This window comes from Castellaniella sp. (genome assembly GCF_049673105.1).
Lineage (GTDB): Bacteria > Pseudomonadota > Gammaproteobacteria > Burkholderiales > Burkholderiaceae_B > Castellaniella.
Genome location: NZ_JBATXG010000023.1, coordinates 20,471 through 39,512, shown reverse-complemented (window position 1 = coordinate 39,512; position 19,042 = coordinate 20,471). Strand labels below are relative to the sequence as shown.

Genomic DNA, 19,042 nt, shown 5'->3' with positions numbered 1-19,042 from the left:
AACCATGAAACACGTGATTTCCGTTTTGCTGGAAAACGAACCCGGCGCGCTGTCCCGCGTGGTCGGCCTGTTTTCGGCGCGCGGCTACAACATCGAAACCCTGACCGTAGCCCCCACCGAAGACTCCACCTTGTCGCGCATGACCATCGTGACGGTCGGCTCCGACGAGATCATCGAGCAGATCACCAAGCACCTGAATCGTCTGGTGGACGTGGTCAAGGTCGTGGACCTGTCCGAAGGCCCGCACGTCGAACGCGAGCTGATGCTCATCAAGGTGCGCGCCGTCGGCAAGGAACGCGACGAAATGAAGCGCATGGCGGAAATTTTCCGCGGGCGCATCATCGATGTGACCGACAAGACCTACACCATCGAGCTGACCGGCGTGCAGGACAAGATCGCCGCTTTCATCGGCGCGCTGGACCGCAGCGCCATCCTGGAAACCGTCCGTACCGGCGTATCCGGGATAGGTCGCGGCGAACGCGTCCTGAAGTTGTAAGTCTCGTGCCCCGCCTCATCCCGGCTGTACCTAACCTCTCATTTCAGAATTAAAGACATTGGAGTTTCAACATGAAAGTTTTCTATGACAAAGACTGCGACCTGTCCCTGATCAAAGGCAAGCAGGTTGCCATCATCGGCTACGGTTCCCAGGGCCACGCCCATGCGCTGAACCTGCACGAATCCGGTGTGAATGTCACTGTCGGCCTGCGCAAAGGCGGCGCGTCCTGGAAAAAGGCTGAAAACGCCGGCTTGGCCGTCAAGGAAGTCGCCGACGCCGTCAAGGGCGCCGACGTGGTCATGATGCTGCTGCCCGATGAAAACATCGCCGCCGTCTACCGCAACGCCGTCGAGGCCAACCTGAAGCCGGGCGCCGCGCTGGCATTCGCCCACGGTTTCAACGTGCATTACGGTCAGGTCGTGCCGCGTGCCGATATCGACGTCATCATGATCGCCCCCAAGGCCCCCGGCCATACCGTGCGCAACACCTATACCCAGGGTGGCGGCGTGCCGCACCTGATCGCCGTGCATCAAGACGTGTCCGGCAAGGCCCGTGACCTGGCTCTGTCCTACGCCATGGGCAATGGCGGCGGTCGTGCCGGCATCATCGAAACCAACTTCCGCGAAGAAACCGAAACCGACTTGTTCGGCGAACAGGCCGTGCTGTGCGGCGGTACCGTCGAGCTGATCAAGGCCGGTTTTGAAACTCTGGTCGAAGCCGGTTACGCGCCGGAAATGGCCTACTTCGAGTGCCTGCACGAACTGAAGCTGATCGTGGATCTGATCTACGAAGGCGGCATCGCCAACATGAACTACTCGATCTCCAACAACGCGGAATACGGCGAATACGTTACCGGCCCGCGCGTGGTGACCGACGACACCCGTGCCGCGATGCGTCGGTGCCTGGCCGACATCCAGTCCGGCGTCTATGCCAAGAACTTCATCCTGGAACACGCCGCCGGCGCGCCGGAACTGACGTCCCGCCGCCGCATCAATGCGGAATCCCAGATCGAGCAGGTCGGCAGCAAGCTGCGCGCCATGATGCCTTGGATCGCGGCAAACAAGCTGGTGGACCAGTCCAAGAACTGATCCTCAGTTCCGGTTCTCAGTACGGCAGAGGCCGCCCCTTCGGGCGGCCTCTGCCGTTTTGCATGCGCGCCACCTTTTTTGGTTTGACCTTACAATCTATGTTGATATTTAAAATAAGAACTATTATCATTCTCGAACTCAAAACAATTTGAATTAATGGTTGAGCATGACACATAGAACACCGATATGCATGGGGATCTGCCTGGCGCTGTTCGTGCAGGCCGGGCTGGCGCAGACGCCGCCCAGGCAACATCCTGCGACCGAGATTCCGGTCCTGAGTCCGCTGCGAGTGGAAGGGCGCAGCGCGCCGGCCCCGCTGCAGGGAGCCGAGCTCATCGATCGGGATGCGCTTGATCAGCGCGGCATCGACAGTTGGGAAGATCTTTCCCGCCGGGGGGATCCTGGGGTCAATTTCAGCCGCGAGTCCAACAGCATCAATGTGCGCGGACAGGATGGCGATCGCGTCGTGACCCGCGTGGACGGTATTCGGGTTCCCTGGCTGACGGATGGCTCCAGGGGGGAAAAGGGGGGCTTGAACACCATTGATTTCAATAGCCTGTCCCGCATTGATCTGGTGCGGGGCACGGCTGGCAGCCGGTCCAGCGCCCTGATTGGGTATCTGAATCTGCGTACGCTGGATCCAGATGATTTGCTGTCCTCCGGGCGGGATTTCGGCGCTCTGCTCAAGGGCAGTGTGGATGGCGCCGACGACAGTCAGGGCGGGGCGCTCGCTTTGGCTGGCCGTCTGGGGCAGGGGGATACCCGGTGGCTGGTGCAGACCGCCTGGCGCCGGGGGCATGAGCTGCAGAATCAGGGCAAGGTGGGTGGATTGGGGGCCGCGCGCGAGCAGCCGGACCCCTTGGCCTACACCCAGCGCAGCGTACAGGCCAAGCTGCAGCATGACCTCACCGCCGAGCACCGCCTGGGCCTGAGCGGTGAACTATTCGAACGCGATAGCGACACGCAACGGCTGTTCGAGCAAGGGGCCGGCACCGCATTCCTGCAGGGCAGCAATCATGGCTTTGAACAGGATTCCCGCAAGCGGGCCGTGTTGTCCTACGGTTTTCATGCACAGGCGCCCAACGCCGCCATCCAGAACGGAGAGATCAAACTGTATTGGCAGCGCAGCCGCCATGAAGGCGGGATGGATGCGGTGCGTCGTCCCGATGCGCGGGGAACGAATCCCTTTGGCGCCATGTTCGGCTATCAGTATCCCTATGGACCCTATGGACGCAGCAATTCGGTCGAGGAGACGAACTACGGCCTGCTCAGCCAGTGGGACGGCACCCTGATTTCCGGGGTAGTGCAGCAGCACTGGTCGGTGGGTGTGGACTGGATCGAAAACCAGAACAGACAGTATTCCGGCGGCTATGACAATTGCCCTGCCGTTTTGCCGCCGGGGTCGCCCATGGGGCCCCGGAGCTGCGAGTTTCTGCACACCAATCAGGCCGATATGCCGGAAGTGAAAGGCCGGCAATGGGCGATCTGGGCGCAGAACGAGATTTCGTGGGCGCAGGGGCGCTATGCCCTGACGCCGTCTTTGCGCTATGACGCCTACCGGCAATCGCCGCAAAGCGGCGGTGATTATGCGAGCAATCCCAACGCGGGCGTGACCCGCCTGGAGGCCAGCAGCGGCCAGCGCGTCTCGCCGTCCCTGATGGCGACCTACCGTCCGCGCGAGGCCTTGTCCTTTTATGCGCGTTACGGCTACGGCTACAAGGCCCCGTCCGCATCCCAGCTCTACCTGAACTATGGCGCGCCGGGTTCGTATCTGCGTGTCGGCAATCCCGATCTGAAACCAGAGATCAGTCATGGCTATGAGCTGGGCGTCGAGGCGGGCGATTCGGCGCGGGGCGGGCGCCTGAGCTTTTTCGACAATCGCTATCGCGACTACATCGACGCGGTGGCGCTGTCCGCCGGCTCCGCCGGATGGAACCCCGCTTGGGACGGAGTCTATCCCCAGGGGGTGACAGGCACGGTCAACCGCGCCAGGGTGCGGATCTACGGCGTGGAGCTGTCGGGGCATTGGGATTTCGATACGCACTGGTTCACGCGCGGCGCGCTGGCCTGGACGCAGGGCCGCGATCTGGATGCCGATCAGTACTTGAATTCCGTCGCGCCGCTCAAGGCCATCGTGGCGCTGGGCTACCGGACGCCGCAATGGGGTGCGGAAGCGGTTTCCACGCTGGCGCGGCGGCGCACGCAGGTGGCCGATCCTCAGGCTGACTTTCAAGCGCCGGGCTACGGCGTCATGGATCTGAACGCCTGGTGGACGCCTGCCGCCGTCAAGGGGCTGCGGGTACAGGCCGGGGTACTCAATCTGTTCGACAAGAAATACTGGAATGCGCTGGATGTGCCGGACGATTACTGGAAATCCAGCGGCGGTCGGTCGACGGCGCGCCCCATCGATTGGTACACCCAGCCGGGCCGCAGCCTGCGGCTATCCGTGTCGTATCAGTATTGAGTGCTGCGCGGACAGCTTTCTTTTTATCATCATAGGAATCTAAGCGATGAATTTCCCCCTTGAATCCCAGGCGCAGGCCTTGCGTGATGCAGTTGAGCAAATCCGGGCTGCCGAACCCAAGGCGCGGATCCGCGCCATCGCAGACCGTCTGGACGTGCCCGAACTGGCCTTGGTGGCCGCCGGTTGCGGCGGCATCCGGGCGCGGCGGCTGAAAGAGCCTGCCCAGGACATCCTGAAAGAGCTGGGTGTTTTGGGCCGTGTGATGGCCCTGACCCGTAATCAGTGGGCGGTGCACGAGCGCCACGGTCGCTACGAGGACGTGCGCGCCGGCAAATCCATGGGTATCGCCCTGGGGCCGGATATCGACTTGCGTCTGTTCTTCAATATCTGGGGCAGCGTCTGGGCCGTGCAAGAAGGCGGGCGCGACAGCCTGCAGTTTTTCGACCGCGCCGGCGGGGCCTTGCACAAAGTCTATGTGACCGAGGAAACGGATCGCGCTGCGTATGAGGCGCTGGTCAACCGGTTCCTGGACCCTGATCCCGCCTGGCCGGAATATGGTGAACTGCCGCCGCCCGAGGCGACCCCCGTCACGGTGGCGCCCGAGGCGCTGCGGGGGGACTGGCTGGCGATGCAGGATACGCATGAATTTCATGGCTTGTTGCGCAAGCACCAGATCGATCGCCTGACCGCCTTGCGCGGTGCGGGCGAGGACCTGGCTCAACGGGTCTCCAACGATCTGGCCGAGCGCGTGATCAATGATGTCGCGGCGCAGGCGATTCCCTTTATGTGCTTTGTCGGCAATCGCGGCATCGTCCAGATTCATTCGGGGCCGATCGCCCGTATCATGCGTGCCGGTCCCTGGCTGAATATTCTGGAACCGCATTTCAATCTGCATCTGGATACGACGGCGATCGCCGAGACCTGGATCGTCAACCGGCCCACGTCCGACGGTTGGGTGACCTCGCTGGAATGTTTCACGACGACGGGCGAGATGGTCGTGCAGTTCTTTGGTGCGCGCAAGCCTGGCGTGCCGGAACTGGCCAGTTGGCGCCGTCTGCTGACGGGGTACTGCGCTCAGCCCCTGGCCGCATGATGGCGCAGCGCCAAACGCCTGCCGGCGTGGCGGCAGACCCGCAGCGCCGACGCTGGCTGGGCCTGGGCCTGGGGGTGGCGGCGTTGGCGGCGTCGCCCTGGTTCGCACGGGCGCAGACGCCGGTGCCGCAGCGCGTCGTGACGCTGGGCGGCAGTATCACCGAAATCGCTTATGCCTTGGGTCAGGGGACGCGCTTGGTGGCGGTGGACAGTTCCAGTCTGTATCCGCCCGAGGCCGACGGTTTGCCCCGGATCGGTTATTACCGGGCGGCGCCACTGGAAGGCATTCTTTCTCTCGGGCCGGATCTGGTGCTGGCATCCGAGCAGGCCGGGCCGGCGGATGTGTTGCAGCGTTTGCAGGCTTTGGGTGTGCGGCTGGAGCGTGTCTCTGACGCGCCAGAGCTTGGCTCTCTGTTTCGGCGCATCGAGCAGGTGGCGCAGGCGCTGGGTGCGCAGCAGCAGGGTCTGGCGCTGGCGCAGCGCGTGCGCGCCGAACTGGATCGGGCGCAGGCGCAGCCGGCGCCGGCGCTGCGCGCCATGGTGCTGGTCAACCGCACCGGCGCCTTGATGGCGGCGGGGGAGGCGACTGCCGCCGGCGCCACGCTTGCTCTGGCGGGTTTGCGCAATGTCATGAGCGGTCAGCGCGGTTACAAGCCTGTGTCGCCAGAAGGCATGGCGGCGCTGCAACCAGAGTTGATCGTCGTGACCAGCGCCTCGGCTGAGGCGTCGGGCGGGATAGGGGCGATCAGGCGCCGGGCAGGTGTTGCACTGACGCCGGCTGCGCGCTCGGATCGCATCGTCGCGGTGGACGATCTGTTGATATTGGGTTTGGGGCCGCGGGTGGCCGAAGCCGTCGCGATCCTGAAACAGGCTGCCGGCTGAATGCGGGAACACACCATGTCGACCGTGTCCTATCCCGTGTCGCCGCCCGTCTGTCTGCTGGCTCTGGGGGGCTGCCTGGCGCTGGCGCTGCTGGCGGCTAGCGCCAGCGGCCCCGTCCCGATTCCCTGGGACAGGCTGCCGCAGCTGTTGTGGGGCGCGTTGATGCCGGGCGACACCCTGCTGCGCCAGGTGTTGATCGACATACGTCTGCCGCGGGCCTTGTTCAGCGCGGCGGTCGGGGCCGCGCTGGCCTTGGCCGGCGCCGTCATTCAGGCCTTGTTCCGCAACCCCCTGGCCGAGCCTGGCCTGGTGGGTATTTCCTCGGGGGCGGCGCTGGGGGCTGTGCTGGCGATCGTGCTGGCGGCGGGGGGCGCGTGGTTGATCATGGCGGCAGCTTTTCTGGGCAGCCTGGCCGCCACGTTTCTGGCGTATGCCATTGGCAGGCGTCAGCCCGGCGTCGCCGGCATTCTGCTGGCGGGCATCGCCATCAATACGGCGTGCGGCAGCCTGATCGGCCTGCTGACGTATGCGGCCAACGATGCGCAATTGCGGGATTTGACGTTCTGGAGCATGGGCAGTTTGTCCGGTGCGGATTGGACGGTGCTGGCGTGGGCGGGGCCCTGGACGCTTGGCCTGCTGGTGTATCTGTGCCGTCAGTGGCGTGTGCTCAATGCCCTGCTGTTGGGCGAGCGGGAAGCAGCGCACCTGGGGTTCGAGTTGGTGTCTGTGCGTCGTCGCCTGATTGTCGCGGTGTCCTTGCTGGTGGGGCCATTGGTTGCCGTGAGCGGCGGTATCGGCTTTGTGGGGCTGGTCGTGCCGCATGTCGTGCGCATGGCGCTGGGGGCGCATCACCGCTTTCTGCTGCCGGCCTGTGTCCTGGGCGGCGCGCTGGTGCTGGTGTTGGCAGACTGGTTGTCGCGAGTGCTGTTGAGTCCTGCGGAATTGCCGATTGGTCTGGTCACCAGTTTGGTGGGCGGGCCGTTTTTCTTCTGGCTGCTGTTGCGTGGCGGGCAGGATAGATAAGAGGAAAGATTGGATGGATCGTGCCGTGCTTGCCTCAACGAGCGATATGCTGGCTGCGTCTGCGGCATCCGCCCATCGTGGCGCCCGCCCCGTGCTGGCGCAGGCTTCCCTGGGTGTGCTGCCTGGCGAGGTATTGAGCGTGCTGGGCGCCAATGGGGCGGGTAAATCCACCTTGCTGGCGCTGCTGAGCGGAGAGCTGAAGTCTGACGCCGGTTCCGCCGATATCTGCTTGAACGGCCGGGCTTTGTCGCATCTGCGCGCCGCCCAGCTGGCCCGGGCACGGGCGGTATTGCCGCAGCAGTCCGAACTGGCCTTCGATCTGGATGTGCAGCAGGTCGTTGCGATGGGCGCCTATCCCTTTCCCGAGGTGGATCCGCAGCTCGTCGAGCATCGGGTGGCCGAGGCCCTGGCCTGTGCGGATGTGGCGCATTTGGCCGGTCGGCGCTACCCTGAGCTATCGGGTGGCGAACGGCAGCGCGTGCATTTTGCGCGCGTCGTTCTGCAGATCCTGTGCGCGGGGCAGGATGGCGCGTCGGGCAGCTACCTGCTGCTGGACGAGCCGACCGCCAGCCTGGACCCCTTGCATCAGCATGGTTTGCTGCGCCAGGTCCGGCAGTTGGCGCGACGCTGGGGGCTGGGGGTGCTGCTGATTTTGCATGACGTCAATCTGGCGGCGTTGTGGAGCGATCGCATCGCCTTGCTGGCTCAGGGCAGGGTGTTGGCCTGCGGCGCGCCGGCGCAAGTGCTGACGGTCGAGGGGGTGCGGCAGGTCTATGGGATGGAGGTGTCCATAGGGGAACATCCTCTGCATCCCGGCATTCCCTTGGTGATATTTGGTTGACTGGTCGTCGCTTTGCCGAAAAGCGCGGCCATTTGGGTTATTCTTCCGCCTATTATGAAAATCCCTGCTTATCCTCACCCTGTGATCGCCCGCGAGGGCTGGGGCATCCTGATCGGCGCACTGATCGCGGCACTGCTGGTCAGCGCCTGGTCGCTGTGGGTCTCCATTCCGTTCTGGATCTTTGCGCTGTTCGCGCTGCAGTTCTTTCGCGACCCCGCGCGTGAAGCGCCCGATGGCGACGGCCTGGTGCTGTGTCCGGCAGACGGGCGCATCGTCTGCGTCGAGGATGCCGCCGATCCCTATGCCGGCGGTCGCCCCTCGGTGAAGATCAGTGTCTTCATGAATGTCTTCAACGTGCATTCGAATCGCGCACCGGTCGATGGCACGATTCAATCCATCGAATATTTTCCGGGCAAATTTTTCAATGCCGCGCTGGATAAGGCATCGCTGGAAAACGAACGCAATGCCATGGTGCTGCACACGCCGGGCGGACAGACCGTCACGGCGGTGCAGGTGGCGGGGCTGGTCGCCAAACGTATTCTGTGCCATGCCAAGGCAGGTCAGACGGTGTATGCGGGGCAGCGCTACGGCTTCATCCGCTTCGGATCCCGGGTAGACGTATACTTGCCCCCAGGGACGCGACCGCGTGTTGCCATCGGCGACAAGGTCAAGGCCACCAGCACCGTGCTGGCTGAACTGCCCGTCCCGGTCCGAGATGACGACTCTGCAGCCTGAACCCTCTATGCCTGACGAACGACAGCGCCGCCGCAGCATTTACCTGCTGCCTAACGCCTTTACCACCGCCAACCTGTTTTCCGGCTTTTATGCCGTGGTGCAGGCCATGAACCAGAATTTCGAGGTCGCCGCGATCGCGATCTTTCTGGCCATGGTGTTCGACAGCATGGATGGGCGGGTGGCCCGCCTGACCAATACCCAGTCGGCCTTCGGAGAGCAGTACGATTCCCTGGCCGACATGATTTCGTTTGGCATGGCGCCTGCGCTGGTGATGTATGAATGGTCGTTGCAGGGCCTGGGGCGCTGGGGCTGGCTGGCGGCTTTCATCTATGTGGTGGGCGCAGCCCTGCGCCTGGCGCGCTTCAATGCCAATATCGGCACGGTCGACAAACAATATTTCCAGGGCTTGCCCAGCCCGGCGGCAGCGGCGCTGGTGGCCGGTTTCGTCTGGCTGTCCGTCGATAACAAATTGTCGCTGTCCGATGGCCTGATTCCCTGGTTCGCCTTTGCCGTGACGGTGTATGCGGGCATCGCCATGGTGTCCAATGCGCCGTTTTTCAGCGGCAAATCTTTCGCCCTGGGGCGCAGTGTGCCGTTTTGGGTGATGTTGCTGGTGGTGGCGGGTTTCGTGTTCGTGTCCAGCGATCCCCCGGTGGTGCTGTTCGCACTGTTCGTGCTCTACAGCCTGTCTGGCTGGCTGATCTGGCTGTGGCGGATCCGCCGCGCCCGGCGTCTGGGCCAGCGCATGCGGGATTCAAATCCGCTATAATTTCGTCCGCGCCACGATTTTGCGTGGCGCTTTTCCATTTCACGGCAGCGCGCCTCGGTGCTGCCGCCTGTTACAGAGGTTCATAAAAACATGTCCGTTGCTGATATCGTCAAATCCGACATCGTCGCGCAATTCCAGCGCGCTTCCGGTGATACCGGTTCTCCTGAAGTCCAGGTCGCTTTGCTGACCGCCCGCATCAATGAACTGACCGGCCACTTCAAAGCCCACACGAAAGACCACCATTCCCGCCGCGGCCTGCTGCGCATGGTCAGCCGTCGTCGTAAGTTGCTGGACTACCTGAAAGGCCGTAACCCGGATTCCTATCGCGCCCTGATTGAAAAACTCGGTCTGCGCAAGTAATGCCCGGGGGCTTTGTTCCCCTTACGCAAGCCGTGCACGCTGCCGCCATGTCCGCAGTGTGCGCGGCTTTTTGTCATGGGTCGTCGATATAGTTTCCGCTCGTGGCGGAGTGCAGGCGCGTGTCTGCGGACGGCCTTTTTAATAGGATAAGAAAATGTTCAACAAAGTGAGCAAGTCATTCCAGTACGGTCAGCATACCGTCGTCCTGGAAACCGGTGAAATCGCCCGCCAGGCAGGCGGCGCCGTGCTGGTGTCGGTGGATGATACGGTCGTGCTGGCTACCGTCGTGGCCGCCCGCAAGCCCAAGCCTGGCCAGGATTTCTTTCCCCTGACCGTCGATTACGTCGAAAAGACCTATGCCGCCGGTAAGATCCCGGGCGGTTTCTTCAAGCGCGAAGGCAAGCCCTCTGAAAAAGAAACGCTGACCTCGCGCCTGATCGATCGCCCGTTGCGTCCGCTGTTCCCGGAAGGCTTCTACAACGACGTTCAGGTCATCATCCATACGCTGTCGGTGAATCCCGAAGTCGACCCCGACATCCCGGCGCTGATCGGCGCATCGGCTGCACTGGCGATTTCCGGCATCCCCTTCAATGGCCCGGTGGGCGCCGCTCGCGTTGGCTACATCGATGGCCAGTACGTGCTGAATCCCGATACCACGCAACTGCATGAGCAATCCCAGCTGGATCTGGTGGTGGCCGGTACCGAAACCGCTGTGCTGATGGTCGAATCCGAAGCCAAGCAATTGTCCGAAGAAATCATGCTGGGCGGCGTGGTGTTCGGTCACGAACAGATGCAGGCTTGCATCAACGCCATCCACGAACTGGTGGCCGAAGCCGGCAAGCCCGAATGGGACTGGCAGCCCGCCCCCCGCAACGACATGCTGGCCACCGCCGTGCGCAGCGCCGCGTTCGATGCCCTGAAGGCCGCCTACCAGGAACGTGACAAACAAGAACGCACGACACAGCTGCGTCAGGTGTACGCCGACGTCAAGGCCAAGCTGGCCGAACACGCGACGGCCCGCGGCGATGCCGCGCCGGACAGCGTCGAAGTCGAAAACATGCTGTTCGCTCTGGAATCGGAAATCGTCCGCGGCCAGATCCTGAACGGCGAACCGCGCATCGACGGGCGTGACACGCGCACCGTGCGTCCCATCAGCATCCGCCTGGGCGTGCTGCCCCGCGCCCACGGCTCGGCCCTGTTCACCCGGGGTGAAACCCAGGCGCTGGTGGTCACGACCCTGGGCACCAAACAAGACGAACAGATCATCGATTCGATCATGGGCGAATACCGTGACCGTTTCATGCTGCACTACAACATGCCCCCGTTCGCCACCGGCGAAACCGGTCGCTTCGGTGTGCCCAAGCGCCGTGAGATCGGCCACGGTCGTCTGGCCAAGCGCGCCTTGCTGCCCCTGCTGCCCAGCGCGGAAGACTTCCAGTACACGCTGCGCCTGGTGTCGGAAATCACCGAATCCAATGGTTCTTCGTCCATGGCTTCGGTTTGCGGCGGCAGCCTGTCCATGATGGACGCCGGCGTGCCGGTCAAGGATCACGTGGCCGGTGTCGCGATGGGTCTGATCAAGGAAGGCGGCAAATTCGCCGTCCTGACCGATATCCTGGGTGACGAAGATCACCTGGGCGATATGGATTTCAAGGTCACGGGTACCGTGACCGGCGTGACGGCTCTGCAGATGGACATCAAGATCCAGGGCATCACCAAGGAAATCATGCAGGTCGCGCTGGATCAGGCGCGCGAAGGCCGTCTGCACATCCTGGAAAAGATGCGCGCCGCCATCGATGGTTCGCGCACCGAACTGTCCGACTTCGCCCCGCGCATGCTGCGCATCAAGATCAACCCGGAAAAAATCCGTGACGTGATCGGCAAGGGTGGCGCCACCATCCGCGCTCTGACCGAGGAAACCGGCTGCCAGATCGACATCAGCGACGATGGCAACATCACCATCGCCAGCGCCGACCTGGACCGCGCCCACGAAGCCGAGCGCCGCATCAAGGAACTGACCGCCGACGTCGAAATCGGCCAGGAATATCAGGGTACGGTGCAGCGTCTGCTGGACTTCGGCGCCATCGTTCAGGTGCTGCCGGGTCGCGACGGCCTGCTGCACATCTCCGAGATCGCCAACTACCGCATCGCCGACATCAACGACGTGCTGAAGGTGGGTCAATCGGTGCGCGTCAAGATCCTGGAAGCCGACGACCGTGGTCGTCTGCGTCTGTCGGTCAAGGCTATTGGCGGGATCGAAGCTCAGGGCGGCCCGGCTGCTCCGGCGACGACCGAGTAATCGTCTGCCGGTCCGGGCGGCAGCGCTGCTCGGACACCGCTCGCTAAAAGGGCGCCCTGCTACGGCAGGGCGCCCTTTTTCAATGGTTGCAGGGCGATCCCCCGTTTATGACAGCGTCAGCACGATTTTCCCGATCTGCTCGCCCGCGTCCATCATGGCATGCGCCCGCGATGCCTCGGCCAGCGGGAAGGTGGCATGGACGATGGGACGGATCGTGCCGGCTTCCAGCAGCGGCCAGACCCGGTCACGCAGCGCTTGCGCGATGGCGGCCTTGAACGCCACCGGGCGGGAGCGCAGGGTGGAGCCCGTGATGGTCAGGCGTCGCGCCATGATCTGCCAGCAGTTGACCGTGCCGTGGGCGCCGCCCAATTGGGCGATCATCACCAGCCGGCCCTCGTCGGCCAGCGCCTTGAGATTACGCGGCAGGTAATCGCCCGCCACCATATCCAGAATCACGTCCACCCCGCGATTGTCCGTCAGGGCGTGAATGGCCTCGACAAAGTCCTGGGTGCGGTAGTTGATGCCGCGGGTGCAGCCCAGGGCCTCGATGGCCTGCACCCGTTCGGTGCTGCCCGCCGTGGCATAGACCGTGTGTCCGAAGGCATGTGCCAGCGCGATGGCCGTGGTGCCGATGCCGCTGGCTCCGCCGTGCACCAGCAAGGTTTCACCGGGCGACAGCCGGCCTCGGTCAAAGACGTTGCTCCAGACCGTGAAATAGGTTTCCGGCAGGGCGGCTGCCTCGATCATGGACAGGCCTTTGGGTACCGGCAGACACAGGGCGGCTGGCGCTACGCAGTACTGGGCATAGCCGCCGCCTGTCAGCAGCGCGCAGACCGAGTCGCCGATGTTCAGCCCGGCGGATTGCGGATCGCCGCCGACGATCCGCCCGGCGACTTCCAGGCCCGGCAAGTCCGACGCGCCAGCGGGCGGCGGATAGCTGCCCTGGCGCTGGAATACGTCGGGTCGGTTGATGCCGGCGGCGCCGACTTCGATCAGGACCTCGCCAGGGCCGGGGACGGGGGTCGGTCGATCCACGAGTTCCAGGACTTCCGGGCCGCCGGGTCTCGTGATTTCAATGGCTTTCATGAGGCCTCCGCTGAATGATCATCCTGAATTATGCGCTACACTTGCGATCTTCATCCCGGAAGCGTGCCAGAGTGGTTGAATGGACCGGTCTTGAAAACCGGCGATGGGGCAACCCATCCGTGAGTTCGAATCTCACCGCTTCCGCCAGTTTGACTGGCTCCCATGGCGGAATTGGTAGACGCAAGGGACTTAAAATCCCTCGCTTTCGGGCGTGCCGGTTCGACCCCGGCTGGGAGCACCATTATTCAGGCAGACATGGCGCAACGGGCGTCTTTGGTGTCTGTCTGTTCGCCAGAAAACGGGCAAACACGCTACAATCAAGAGTTCCCTGATTCAAAAACCTCGTCAAGGCATACGCATGAATCACGCTCGTACGCGCCTAGTCATGGGCAACTGGAAGATGCACGGCAGTCTGGCTGACAATGCCGCCTTGCTGGGCGGCCTGGTGGCCGGCGCCCAGCGGGCTGGTTCTGCCCAGCTGGCGGTCTGCGTGCCTTTCCCGTACCTGGCCCAGGCGCGTCAGGCCTTGTCGGGGTCGACGGTCAGCTGGGGCGCCCAGGATATCAGCGTGCATGATCGTGGCGCCTATACGGGCGAAGTGTCCGCCGCCATGTTGGCGGATTTCGAGGTCAGCTGGGTCTTGTGCGGGCATTCCGAACGGCGTGCCATGCATGGAGAATCCAGCGCGCTGGTAGCGGCCAAGGCCGCCGCCGCCCTGGGGGCCGGATTGACGCCCGTCGTGTGTGTGGGCGAAACCCTGTCTGATCGCGATGCCGGCGATGCCGAATGCGTGATCGGCGACCAACTGGAACCGGTGCTGGCTTTGGGGGCGGAATCCCTGTCCCGTCTGGTGATCGCCTATGAACCCGTCTGGGCCATCGGCACAGGCCGCACCGCCACGCCGGAACAAGCCCAGGCCGTGCATGCTTTCATCCGCGCGGCGCTGACCAGGCATGGCGCTGCCCAGACACGGATCCTGTACGGCGGTAGCGTCAAGGCCGCCAATGCGTCCGATTTGTTTGCCCAACCCGACATCGATGGCGCCCTGGTGGGTGGAGCATCGCTTGTCGCCGAAGAATTTTTGAATATCGCGGCTGCGGCCGCTTAAAGACTCCCGGAGTCCGCTTATCATGCAATGGTTTTCTTCCGCCCTGATGACGCTGCAGGTCATCTCTTCCCTGTTGATCATCGTGCTGGTGCTGTTGCAGCAGGGCAAGGGCGCCGATATGGGCGCCGCCTTCGGCAGCGGCTCAGCCGGCAGCGTATTCGGCTCGGCTGGGGCCGCCAACTTCCTGTCGCGGGCGACCAAATGGGCGGCTGTCGTGTTTTTCGTCACGACCATCGGCTTGGCCTGGGTGGCCCATCACCCGGCGGGCTCGCCCATCGAAACAGGCATCATGCAAGGCTTCACTTCTTCCGAAAAGGCGCCTGCTCCTGCCACGGGTTCCGCCGTCCCTGATGTGGGCGCTGCTGCCCCCGCCGCTGCAGACCAGGCAGGTACGGTCGTGCCGGCTGCCCCGGCTGCCAATTCAGACGCTTCGGTGCCTGTGGTGCCCGCTGCGCCGAGCAGCAAGTAGACAGCCTTCATGCTAGAATTTGCGTCTTTCCCGAAAGGGGAAGACCAAGCCGTCGTGGTGGAATTGGTAGACACGCTATCTTGAGGGGGTAGTGGCGAAAGCTGTACGAGTTCGAGTCTCGTCGACGGCACCATCGAATAGTCCGGGAATATCCGGAGAAGCCCAAAAAAACCCGTAAGAATCAATATCTTACGGGTTTTTGTTTATATGGTGTCCACCACCAGGACAGGCCAGGAAAATCCAGCGTAATCCACGCATTTTAGACACCCTGGATGGGAATCCCCCGTTAAAGCGGTGAGGTCAGAAGTAGAATTTTTCCATTGAGGAGTTCTACAGCATGAAGAGGTCACGATTCACAGACAGCCAGATCCTGGATGCGATCAAACGGATGGAAGCCGGCGTCACGGTGCCCGAGATGTGCCGTGAATTGGGCATCAGTTCAGCGACGTTCAACAAGTGGCGGGCCAAGTACGGCGGCATGGATGTGCCGATGATGTCTCGGATGAAGGAGTTGGAGGCCGAGAGCGCCCTCATAGGAAATGATTGAGAAATCTTCGGTAGTTACACCTTCTTGATGTGCTTAATTCTTGTGCTTTTGTTTTTTGGGGGTACAATTAATTATGCGCACCGTTGTTGAAACCCCTACTTTTCGGAAGCAGGCTGGCGATGTGTGGAGCGAAGATGAACGCTACGCTTTCATCGACTGGATCGCCGAGCATCCGGATTCGGGTGATGTGATCCCTGGTGCTGATGGTGCGCGCAAGGTGCGTTGGTCGCGCCCCGGCATGGGTAAGCGCGGCGGTGCGCGGGTGATCTACTTTCATCTGGTGGATGATGAAATCGTGCTGTTGGTCATGGTCTATGCCAAAGCTGAGCGCACCAATGTGAAAGCCAGGGACATCAAGCGGAGTTGACCATGAAGACCCTCAAAAAACTGGATGTGGACAAGGTGACGGCTGCCATCGAGGCCGATGCGGGTCAGGCGCTGCCTGGGCTGCGTGATGCGCTGGCCGAAGCCAAGGCGGGCCAGTTCGCCCAGACACATACGCCGGAGCAAATCGCCAAGCGTCGTGGGCGACCCGTGGGCAGCACTCAGGCAGTGACGAAAGAAGCGGTGAAGCTACGGCTGGACGCCGATGTGTTGGCGGCGTTACGCGCCAGCGGGGATGGTTGGCAGACTCGCATCAACGATACGTTGCGTGCATCATTGGCGCTGAGTGGCAAGGTCAAGGCGCATCCAGCCGGCTGATGTCGTCCAGAGCAGTTCAGGGAAACCCGCAAATCCACTAGGTTTGCGGGTTTTTTCGTCTCTACCCCATTCACGGAGGATGGGCTTTGCTCTCGCACTGGCGAATCAGCGCCAGGTGGTGGCTCCTGACTTTCAGCCATCCTCCTACCACACGTCCCGATTCCCATTGAGAACAATTCATGCGGATTTGCAGGCGCTTGATGCCCGTCAAGCAGCATGGCATTTTCCCTGGCGATGCGCCGCCTGCAGATTGACAGGGGGATGGCCCTCTGAGGAGAATTGAACCTCCGTTGAAATTCAATATTTCGATACATCTGCATGAATCTGTGCGCATCGAACCCCCTGACTGGCGAGCAAGCGTCAGGCGGCCCTGTCGCTGGGCTGGCTGACGCAGTGCGTTCGATGCGGGATCCTGCCGGGCGCAACGAGGGGCTGGCATGAGCCTGCTGCGCTGGCGTCGCTACGCCGCCTGGGTGGCGCTATTCGCCATGTGTCTCGTGGCGCTTGCGCCATCGGTGTCCAAGTGGCTGGCTGCGGAACAGGGCCTGGTATGGGTGGATGTCTGCGGTCCCTCGGGGCCAGAGCAGGTCGCCTTGTCCCTGGTGCCGGATGACGGTGAGCCTCACTCCCCGGCGCTTGAGGACCCCTATTGCGGGTACTGCGTCCTCGTTCATCATCTACCTTTTGTGCCGCCTGCTGGCGCAGCCTTTGAGCGGCCTGCTGCAGCGCCCCTTGTCGTTCGCTACCGTCATCTGGCCCAGGCGCCGGTGACGCGTCTGGCCCGCCGCGCCCATCCTCCGCGCGCGCCCCCCCTCCCTGCCTGATTGCATCGGCAGTACTGGTCCTGGCGCGCATCTGCGTCGCCACGGCATCCCTTCGTATTCAGCTGAAGCGGCTTGTTTTCCGCCGCGGCGGCTTACTGTTTATCTCGATATCATGAATCACAATTTTCATCGCGCCTTTCCGCGCTCGACGCTGGCGCTCGCCCTGATCGTGGCCTTGCCCGCCTGGGCGGAATCCCAGGACGCCTCGTCCTCTTTCGTGTCGACGCTGGATCCGGTCGTGATCACCGGTGTGGCGCCGTCGTCCCCGCTGACCATCGAATCGAATCCCAAGGTTCCGCGGCAGCCGCTGCCTGCCAGCGACGGGACGGACTATCTGAAGACGATCCCTGGCTTCTCGGCCATCCGCAATGGCGGGACCAATGGCGATCCCGTGCTGCGCGGTATGTTTGGCTCTCGTCTGAATCTGCTGACCAACGGCACATCGATGCCGGGCGCCTGCCCGTCGCGCATGGATGCGCCCAGTTCCTATATTTCGCCGGAAAATTTCGACAAACTGACGGTCATCAAAGGGCCGCAGACGGTGCTCTGGGGGCCGGGCGCGTCTGCCGGAACCGTCCGTTTCGATCGGGATGCGCCCGGCTTCACGGAATTTGGCATTCGCTTTGACGGCAGCCTGACCGCAGGCTCATTTGACCGCAATGATCAGACGGCCGACCTGACTGTGGGGAATGAAAAATTCTATGCGCGGGTGGCGGCCAATCATTCGCATTCCGGCGATTACGAGGATGGCGATGGTCAGAAGATCCCTTCTCGTTGGGATAAGTGGAATACGGATCTGACGCTGGGCTTGACGCCGGATGCCAACACTCTGATTGAATTGACGGCGGGCACGGGAGACGGCGAGGCCCGTTACGCGGGACGTGGCATGGATGGATCGCAGTTCAAGCGTGAAAGCCTGGGCTTGCGCGTCGAAAAACGCCACTTGAGCGACGTGCTGAAGAAGCTCGAGGCGCAGGTCTATTACAACTACGCCGATCACGTCATGGACAATTATTCCTTGCGCACGCCGCCGCCTGGGGCGATGGCGATGGCGTCCAATGTGGATCGCGCCACCTGGGGCGGGCGCGCGGCGGGCACACTGGATCTGGGGCAGGTCGAGGTGATAACCGGCCTCGACTGGCAGGAAAGCCGGCATCGTTTCCGCAGCGGCAACCAAATGACGCCCTACGACACCAAGCCGTGGATCGAGGATGCCCGTTTCACCAATACCGGCGTGTTTGCCGAAGCGACCTGGCATGTCACGGATTTGGACCGGGTCGTGGGCGGCGCGCGTGTGGACTGGGCCTCGGTCAAGGATGTTCGGCAGCGGGCGGGCAAGGGGATGATGTACCCCATGTCGCCGCCCAACCCCACCGCCGGGAAACGCCGCAATGACACCCTGCCCAGCGGGTTCTTGCGCTACGAGCGGGATCTGCAGGCCGTCCCGGCGACGCTGTATGCCGGGATCGGACATGTGCAGCGTTTCCCGGACTACTGGGAATTGTTCTCTCCCAATAAGGGGCCGGCGGGTTCTGTCAACGCATTCCAGGGAGTGCAGCCCGAGAAGACGACGCAGCTGGATCTGGGGGCACAGTACAAGACCGAGAGTCTGGAGGCGTGGGTCTCCGTGTATGCCGGGCATGTGCGGGACTTCATTTTGTTCGAGTACGCGGGCGCGACCTCGACGGCTCGCAATATCGATGCGTCGATTGCGGGGGGCGAGCTGGGTGTGTCGTATGCGCTGACGCCGCGCTGGAAGCTGGGCTCGACCTTGGCCTATGCCTGGGCCAAGAACCGCACGGACGGCGGCCCTTTGCCGCAGATACCGCCGCTGGAAGGCCGCTTGAGCCTATCGTATGAGAACGGCCCCTGGTCGGCTGGCGCTTTGTGGCGCTTGGTGGCGTCGCAAGACCGGATTGCTTTGAGCAAGGGTAATGTCGTCGGCAAGGACTTCGGCGCCAGCGCCGGCTTCGGCACTCTGGCGCTGAACGGATCGTATGCCTTGAACAAGACGGTCAAGCTGACGGTGGGTGTGGATAACCTGCTCGACAAGACCTACACCGAGCATTTGAATCTGGCCGGCAATGCCGGCTTCGGCTTTGCATCCAATACGCAGGTGAACGAGCCTGGTCGCATCGTCTGGGCCAGACTGGGGGTGAAGTTCTAATTGCTGAGCTGAAGGAGGTTGGCGTACCGGCGGAGGCCGCCGGTACCTTGCTGCAGGCGGATCGTTGACGCCCGGACAACCCTGTGTCAG

General features: G+C 62.9%; 18 protein-coding genes, 3 tRNA genes and 1 pseudogene. 21 read left to right on the top strand and 1 reads right to left on the bottom strand.

The features are described from left to right. Positions 1-4: 4 nt before the first annotated feature. From ilvN to pnp, 11 genes are all read left to right on the top strand, one after another. The gene (gene ilvN / locus WBF69_RS09210; protein WP_424263428.1) at positions 5-496 is read left to right on the top strand and encodes an acetolactate synthase small subunit; all 492 of its coding nucleotides are present in this window, start codon (positions 5-7) and stop codon (positions 494-496) included. Positions 497-567: 71 nt separating this feature from the next. Next, positions 568-1,584: a ketol-acid reductoisomerase gene (gene ilvC / locus WBF69_RS09205; RefSeq protein WP_424263426.1), complete on the top strand. Its 1,017-nt coding sequence runs from the start codon at positions 568-570 to the stop codon at positions 1,582-1,584. A 190-nt stretch (positions 1,585-1,774) separates the two neighbouring features. Continuing rightward, complete coding sequence (locus tag WBF69_RS09200) at positions 1,775-4,048, top strand: TonB-dependent hemoglobin/transferrin/lactoferrin family receptor (protein WP_424263424.1); 2,274 nt, start codon at positions 1,775-1,777, stop codon at positions 4,046-4,048. A 46-nt stretch (positions 4,049-4,094) separates the two neighbouring features. Then, entirely contained in the window at positions 4,095-5,141 is a 1,047-nt protein-coding gene (locus tag WBF69_RS09195) for a hemin-degrading factor (RefSeq protein ID WP_424263422.1), read from the top strand. Next, positions 5,138-6,022, top strand: coding sequence for a heme/hemin ABC transporter substrate-binding protein (locus tag WBF69_RS09190; RefSeq protein WP_424263420.1), 885 nt, complete (start codon positions 5,138-5,140; stop codon positions 6,020-6,022). Before WBF69_RS09195 ends, WBF69_RS09190 begins: the two co-directional genes overlap by 4 nt. Positions 6,023-6,037: 15 nt before the next feature. Beyond that, a complete protein-coding gene (locus WBF69_RS09185; protein WP_424263418.1) occupies positions 6,038-7,045 on the top strand; it encodes a FecCD family ABC transporter permease in 1,008 nt (335 codons plus the stop codon). Positions 7,046-7,091: 46 nt separating this feature from the next. Then, positions 7,092-7,886 (top strand): heme ABC transporter ATP-binding protein, encoded by a 795-nt coding sequence (locus tag WBF69_RS09180; protein WP_424263416.1) that lies wholly within the window; start codon positions 7,092-7,094, stop codon positions 7,884-7,886. Between the two features lie 54 nt (positions 7,887-7,940). After that, positions 7,941-8,621, top strand: coding sequence for a phosphatidylserine decarboxylase (locus WBF69_RS09175; protein ID WP_424263414.1), 681 nt, complete (start codon positions 7,941-7,943; stop codon positions 8,619-8,621). Continuing rightward, complete coding sequence (gene pssA, locus WBF69_RS09170) at positions 8,602-9,390, top strand: CDP-diacylglycerol--serine O-phosphatidyltransferase (RefSeq protein ID WP_424263412.1); 789 nt, start codon at positions 8,602-8,604, stop codon at positions 9,388-9,390. The genes WBF69_RS09175 and pssA overlap by 20 nt, the downstream gene beginning before the upstream one ends. Positions 9,391-9,480: 90 nt before the next feature. After that, positions 9,481-9,750: a 30S ribosomal protein S15 gene (gene rpsO / locus WBF69_RS09165; RefSeq protein ID WP_424263410.1), complete on the top strand. Its 270-nt coding sequence runs from the start codon at positions 9,481-9,483 to the stop codon at positions 9,748-9,750. Positions 9,751-9,904: 154 nt separating this feature from the next. After that, a complete protein-coding gene (pnp, locus tag WBF69_RS09160; protein WP_424263408.1) occupies positions 9,905-12,049 on the top strand; it encodes a polyribonucleotide nucleotidyltransferase in 2,145 nt (714 codons plus the stop codon). A gap of 105 nt (positions 12,050-12,154) precedes the next feature. Here the strand turns inward: pnp and WBF69_RS09155 are convergent, their stop codons facing one another. Beyond that, positions 12,155-13,135, bottom strand: coding sequence for an NAD(P)H-quinone oxidoreductase (locus WBF69_RS09155; RefSeq protein ID WP_424263406.1), 981 nt, complete (start codon positions 13,133-13,135; stop codon positions 12,155-12,157). Between the two features lie 57 nt (positions 13,136-13,192). Here WBF69_RS09155 and WBF69_RS09150 point away from each other — a divergent pair. The 10 genes and pseudogenes from WBF69_RS09150 (at position 13,193) to WBF69_RS09105 (ending at position 18,952) form a co-directional block, all read left to right on the top strand. Next, positions 13,193-13,282: transfer RNA gene (locus tag WBF69_RS09150), tRNA-Ser, on the top strand. Positions 13,283-13,291: 9 nt separating this feature from the next. Further along, positions 13,292-13,376 (top strand) — tRNA-Leu (locus tag WBF69_RS09145). 117 nt (positions 13,377-13,493) lie between these two features. Then, entirely contained in the window at positions 13,494-14,243 is a 750-nt protein-coding gene (tpiA, locus tag WBF69_RS09140) for a triose-phosphate isomerase (protein WP_424263404.1), read from the top strand. 22 nt (positions 14,244-14,265) lie between these two features. Next, positions 14,266-14,712, top strand: coding sequence for a preprotein translocase subunit SecG (gene secG / locus WBF69_RS09135; RefSeq protein ID WP_424263402.1), 447 nt, complete (start codon positions 14,266-14,268; stop codon positions 14,710-14,712). A 48-nt stretch (positions 14,713-14,760) separates the two neighbouring features. Further along, positions 14,761-14,845 (top strand) — tRNA-Leu (locus WBF69_RS09130). Between the two features lie 204 nt (positions 14,846-15,049). Then, positions 15,050-15,238 (top strand): annotated as a pseudogene (locus WBF69_RS09125) (transposase); the annotation flags it as partial. 94 nt (positions 15,239-15,332) lie between these two features. After that, positions 15,333-15,626, top strand: a complete 294-nt coding sequence (locus WBF69_RS09120; RefSeq protein ID WP_424263400.1) for a DNA-binding protein — start codon at positions 15,333-15,335, stop codon at positions 15,624-15,626. 2 nt (positions 15,627-15,628) lie between these two features. After that, on the top strand, positions 15,629-15,961 hold the full coding sequence (locus tag WBF69_RS09115) for a BrnA antitoxin family protein (protein ID WP_424263398.1): 333 nt from the start codon (positions 15,629-15,631) through the stop codon (positions 15,959-15,961). Positions 15,962-16,398: 437 nt separating this feature from the next. Then, a complete protein-coding gene (locus tag WBF69_RS09110) occupies positions 16,399-16,785 on the top strand; it encodes a DUF2946 domain-containing protein (RefSeq protein ID WP_424263396.1) in 387 nt (128 codons plus the stop codon). Between the two features lie 112 nt (positions 16,786-16,897). Then, positions 16,898-18,952, top strand: a complete 2,055-nt coding sequence (locus WBF69_RS09105) for a TonB-dependent copper receptor (RefSeq protein ID WP_424263394.1) — start codon at positions 16,898-16,900, stop codon at positions 18,950-18,952. Positions 18,953-19,042: the final 90 nt, after the last annotated feature.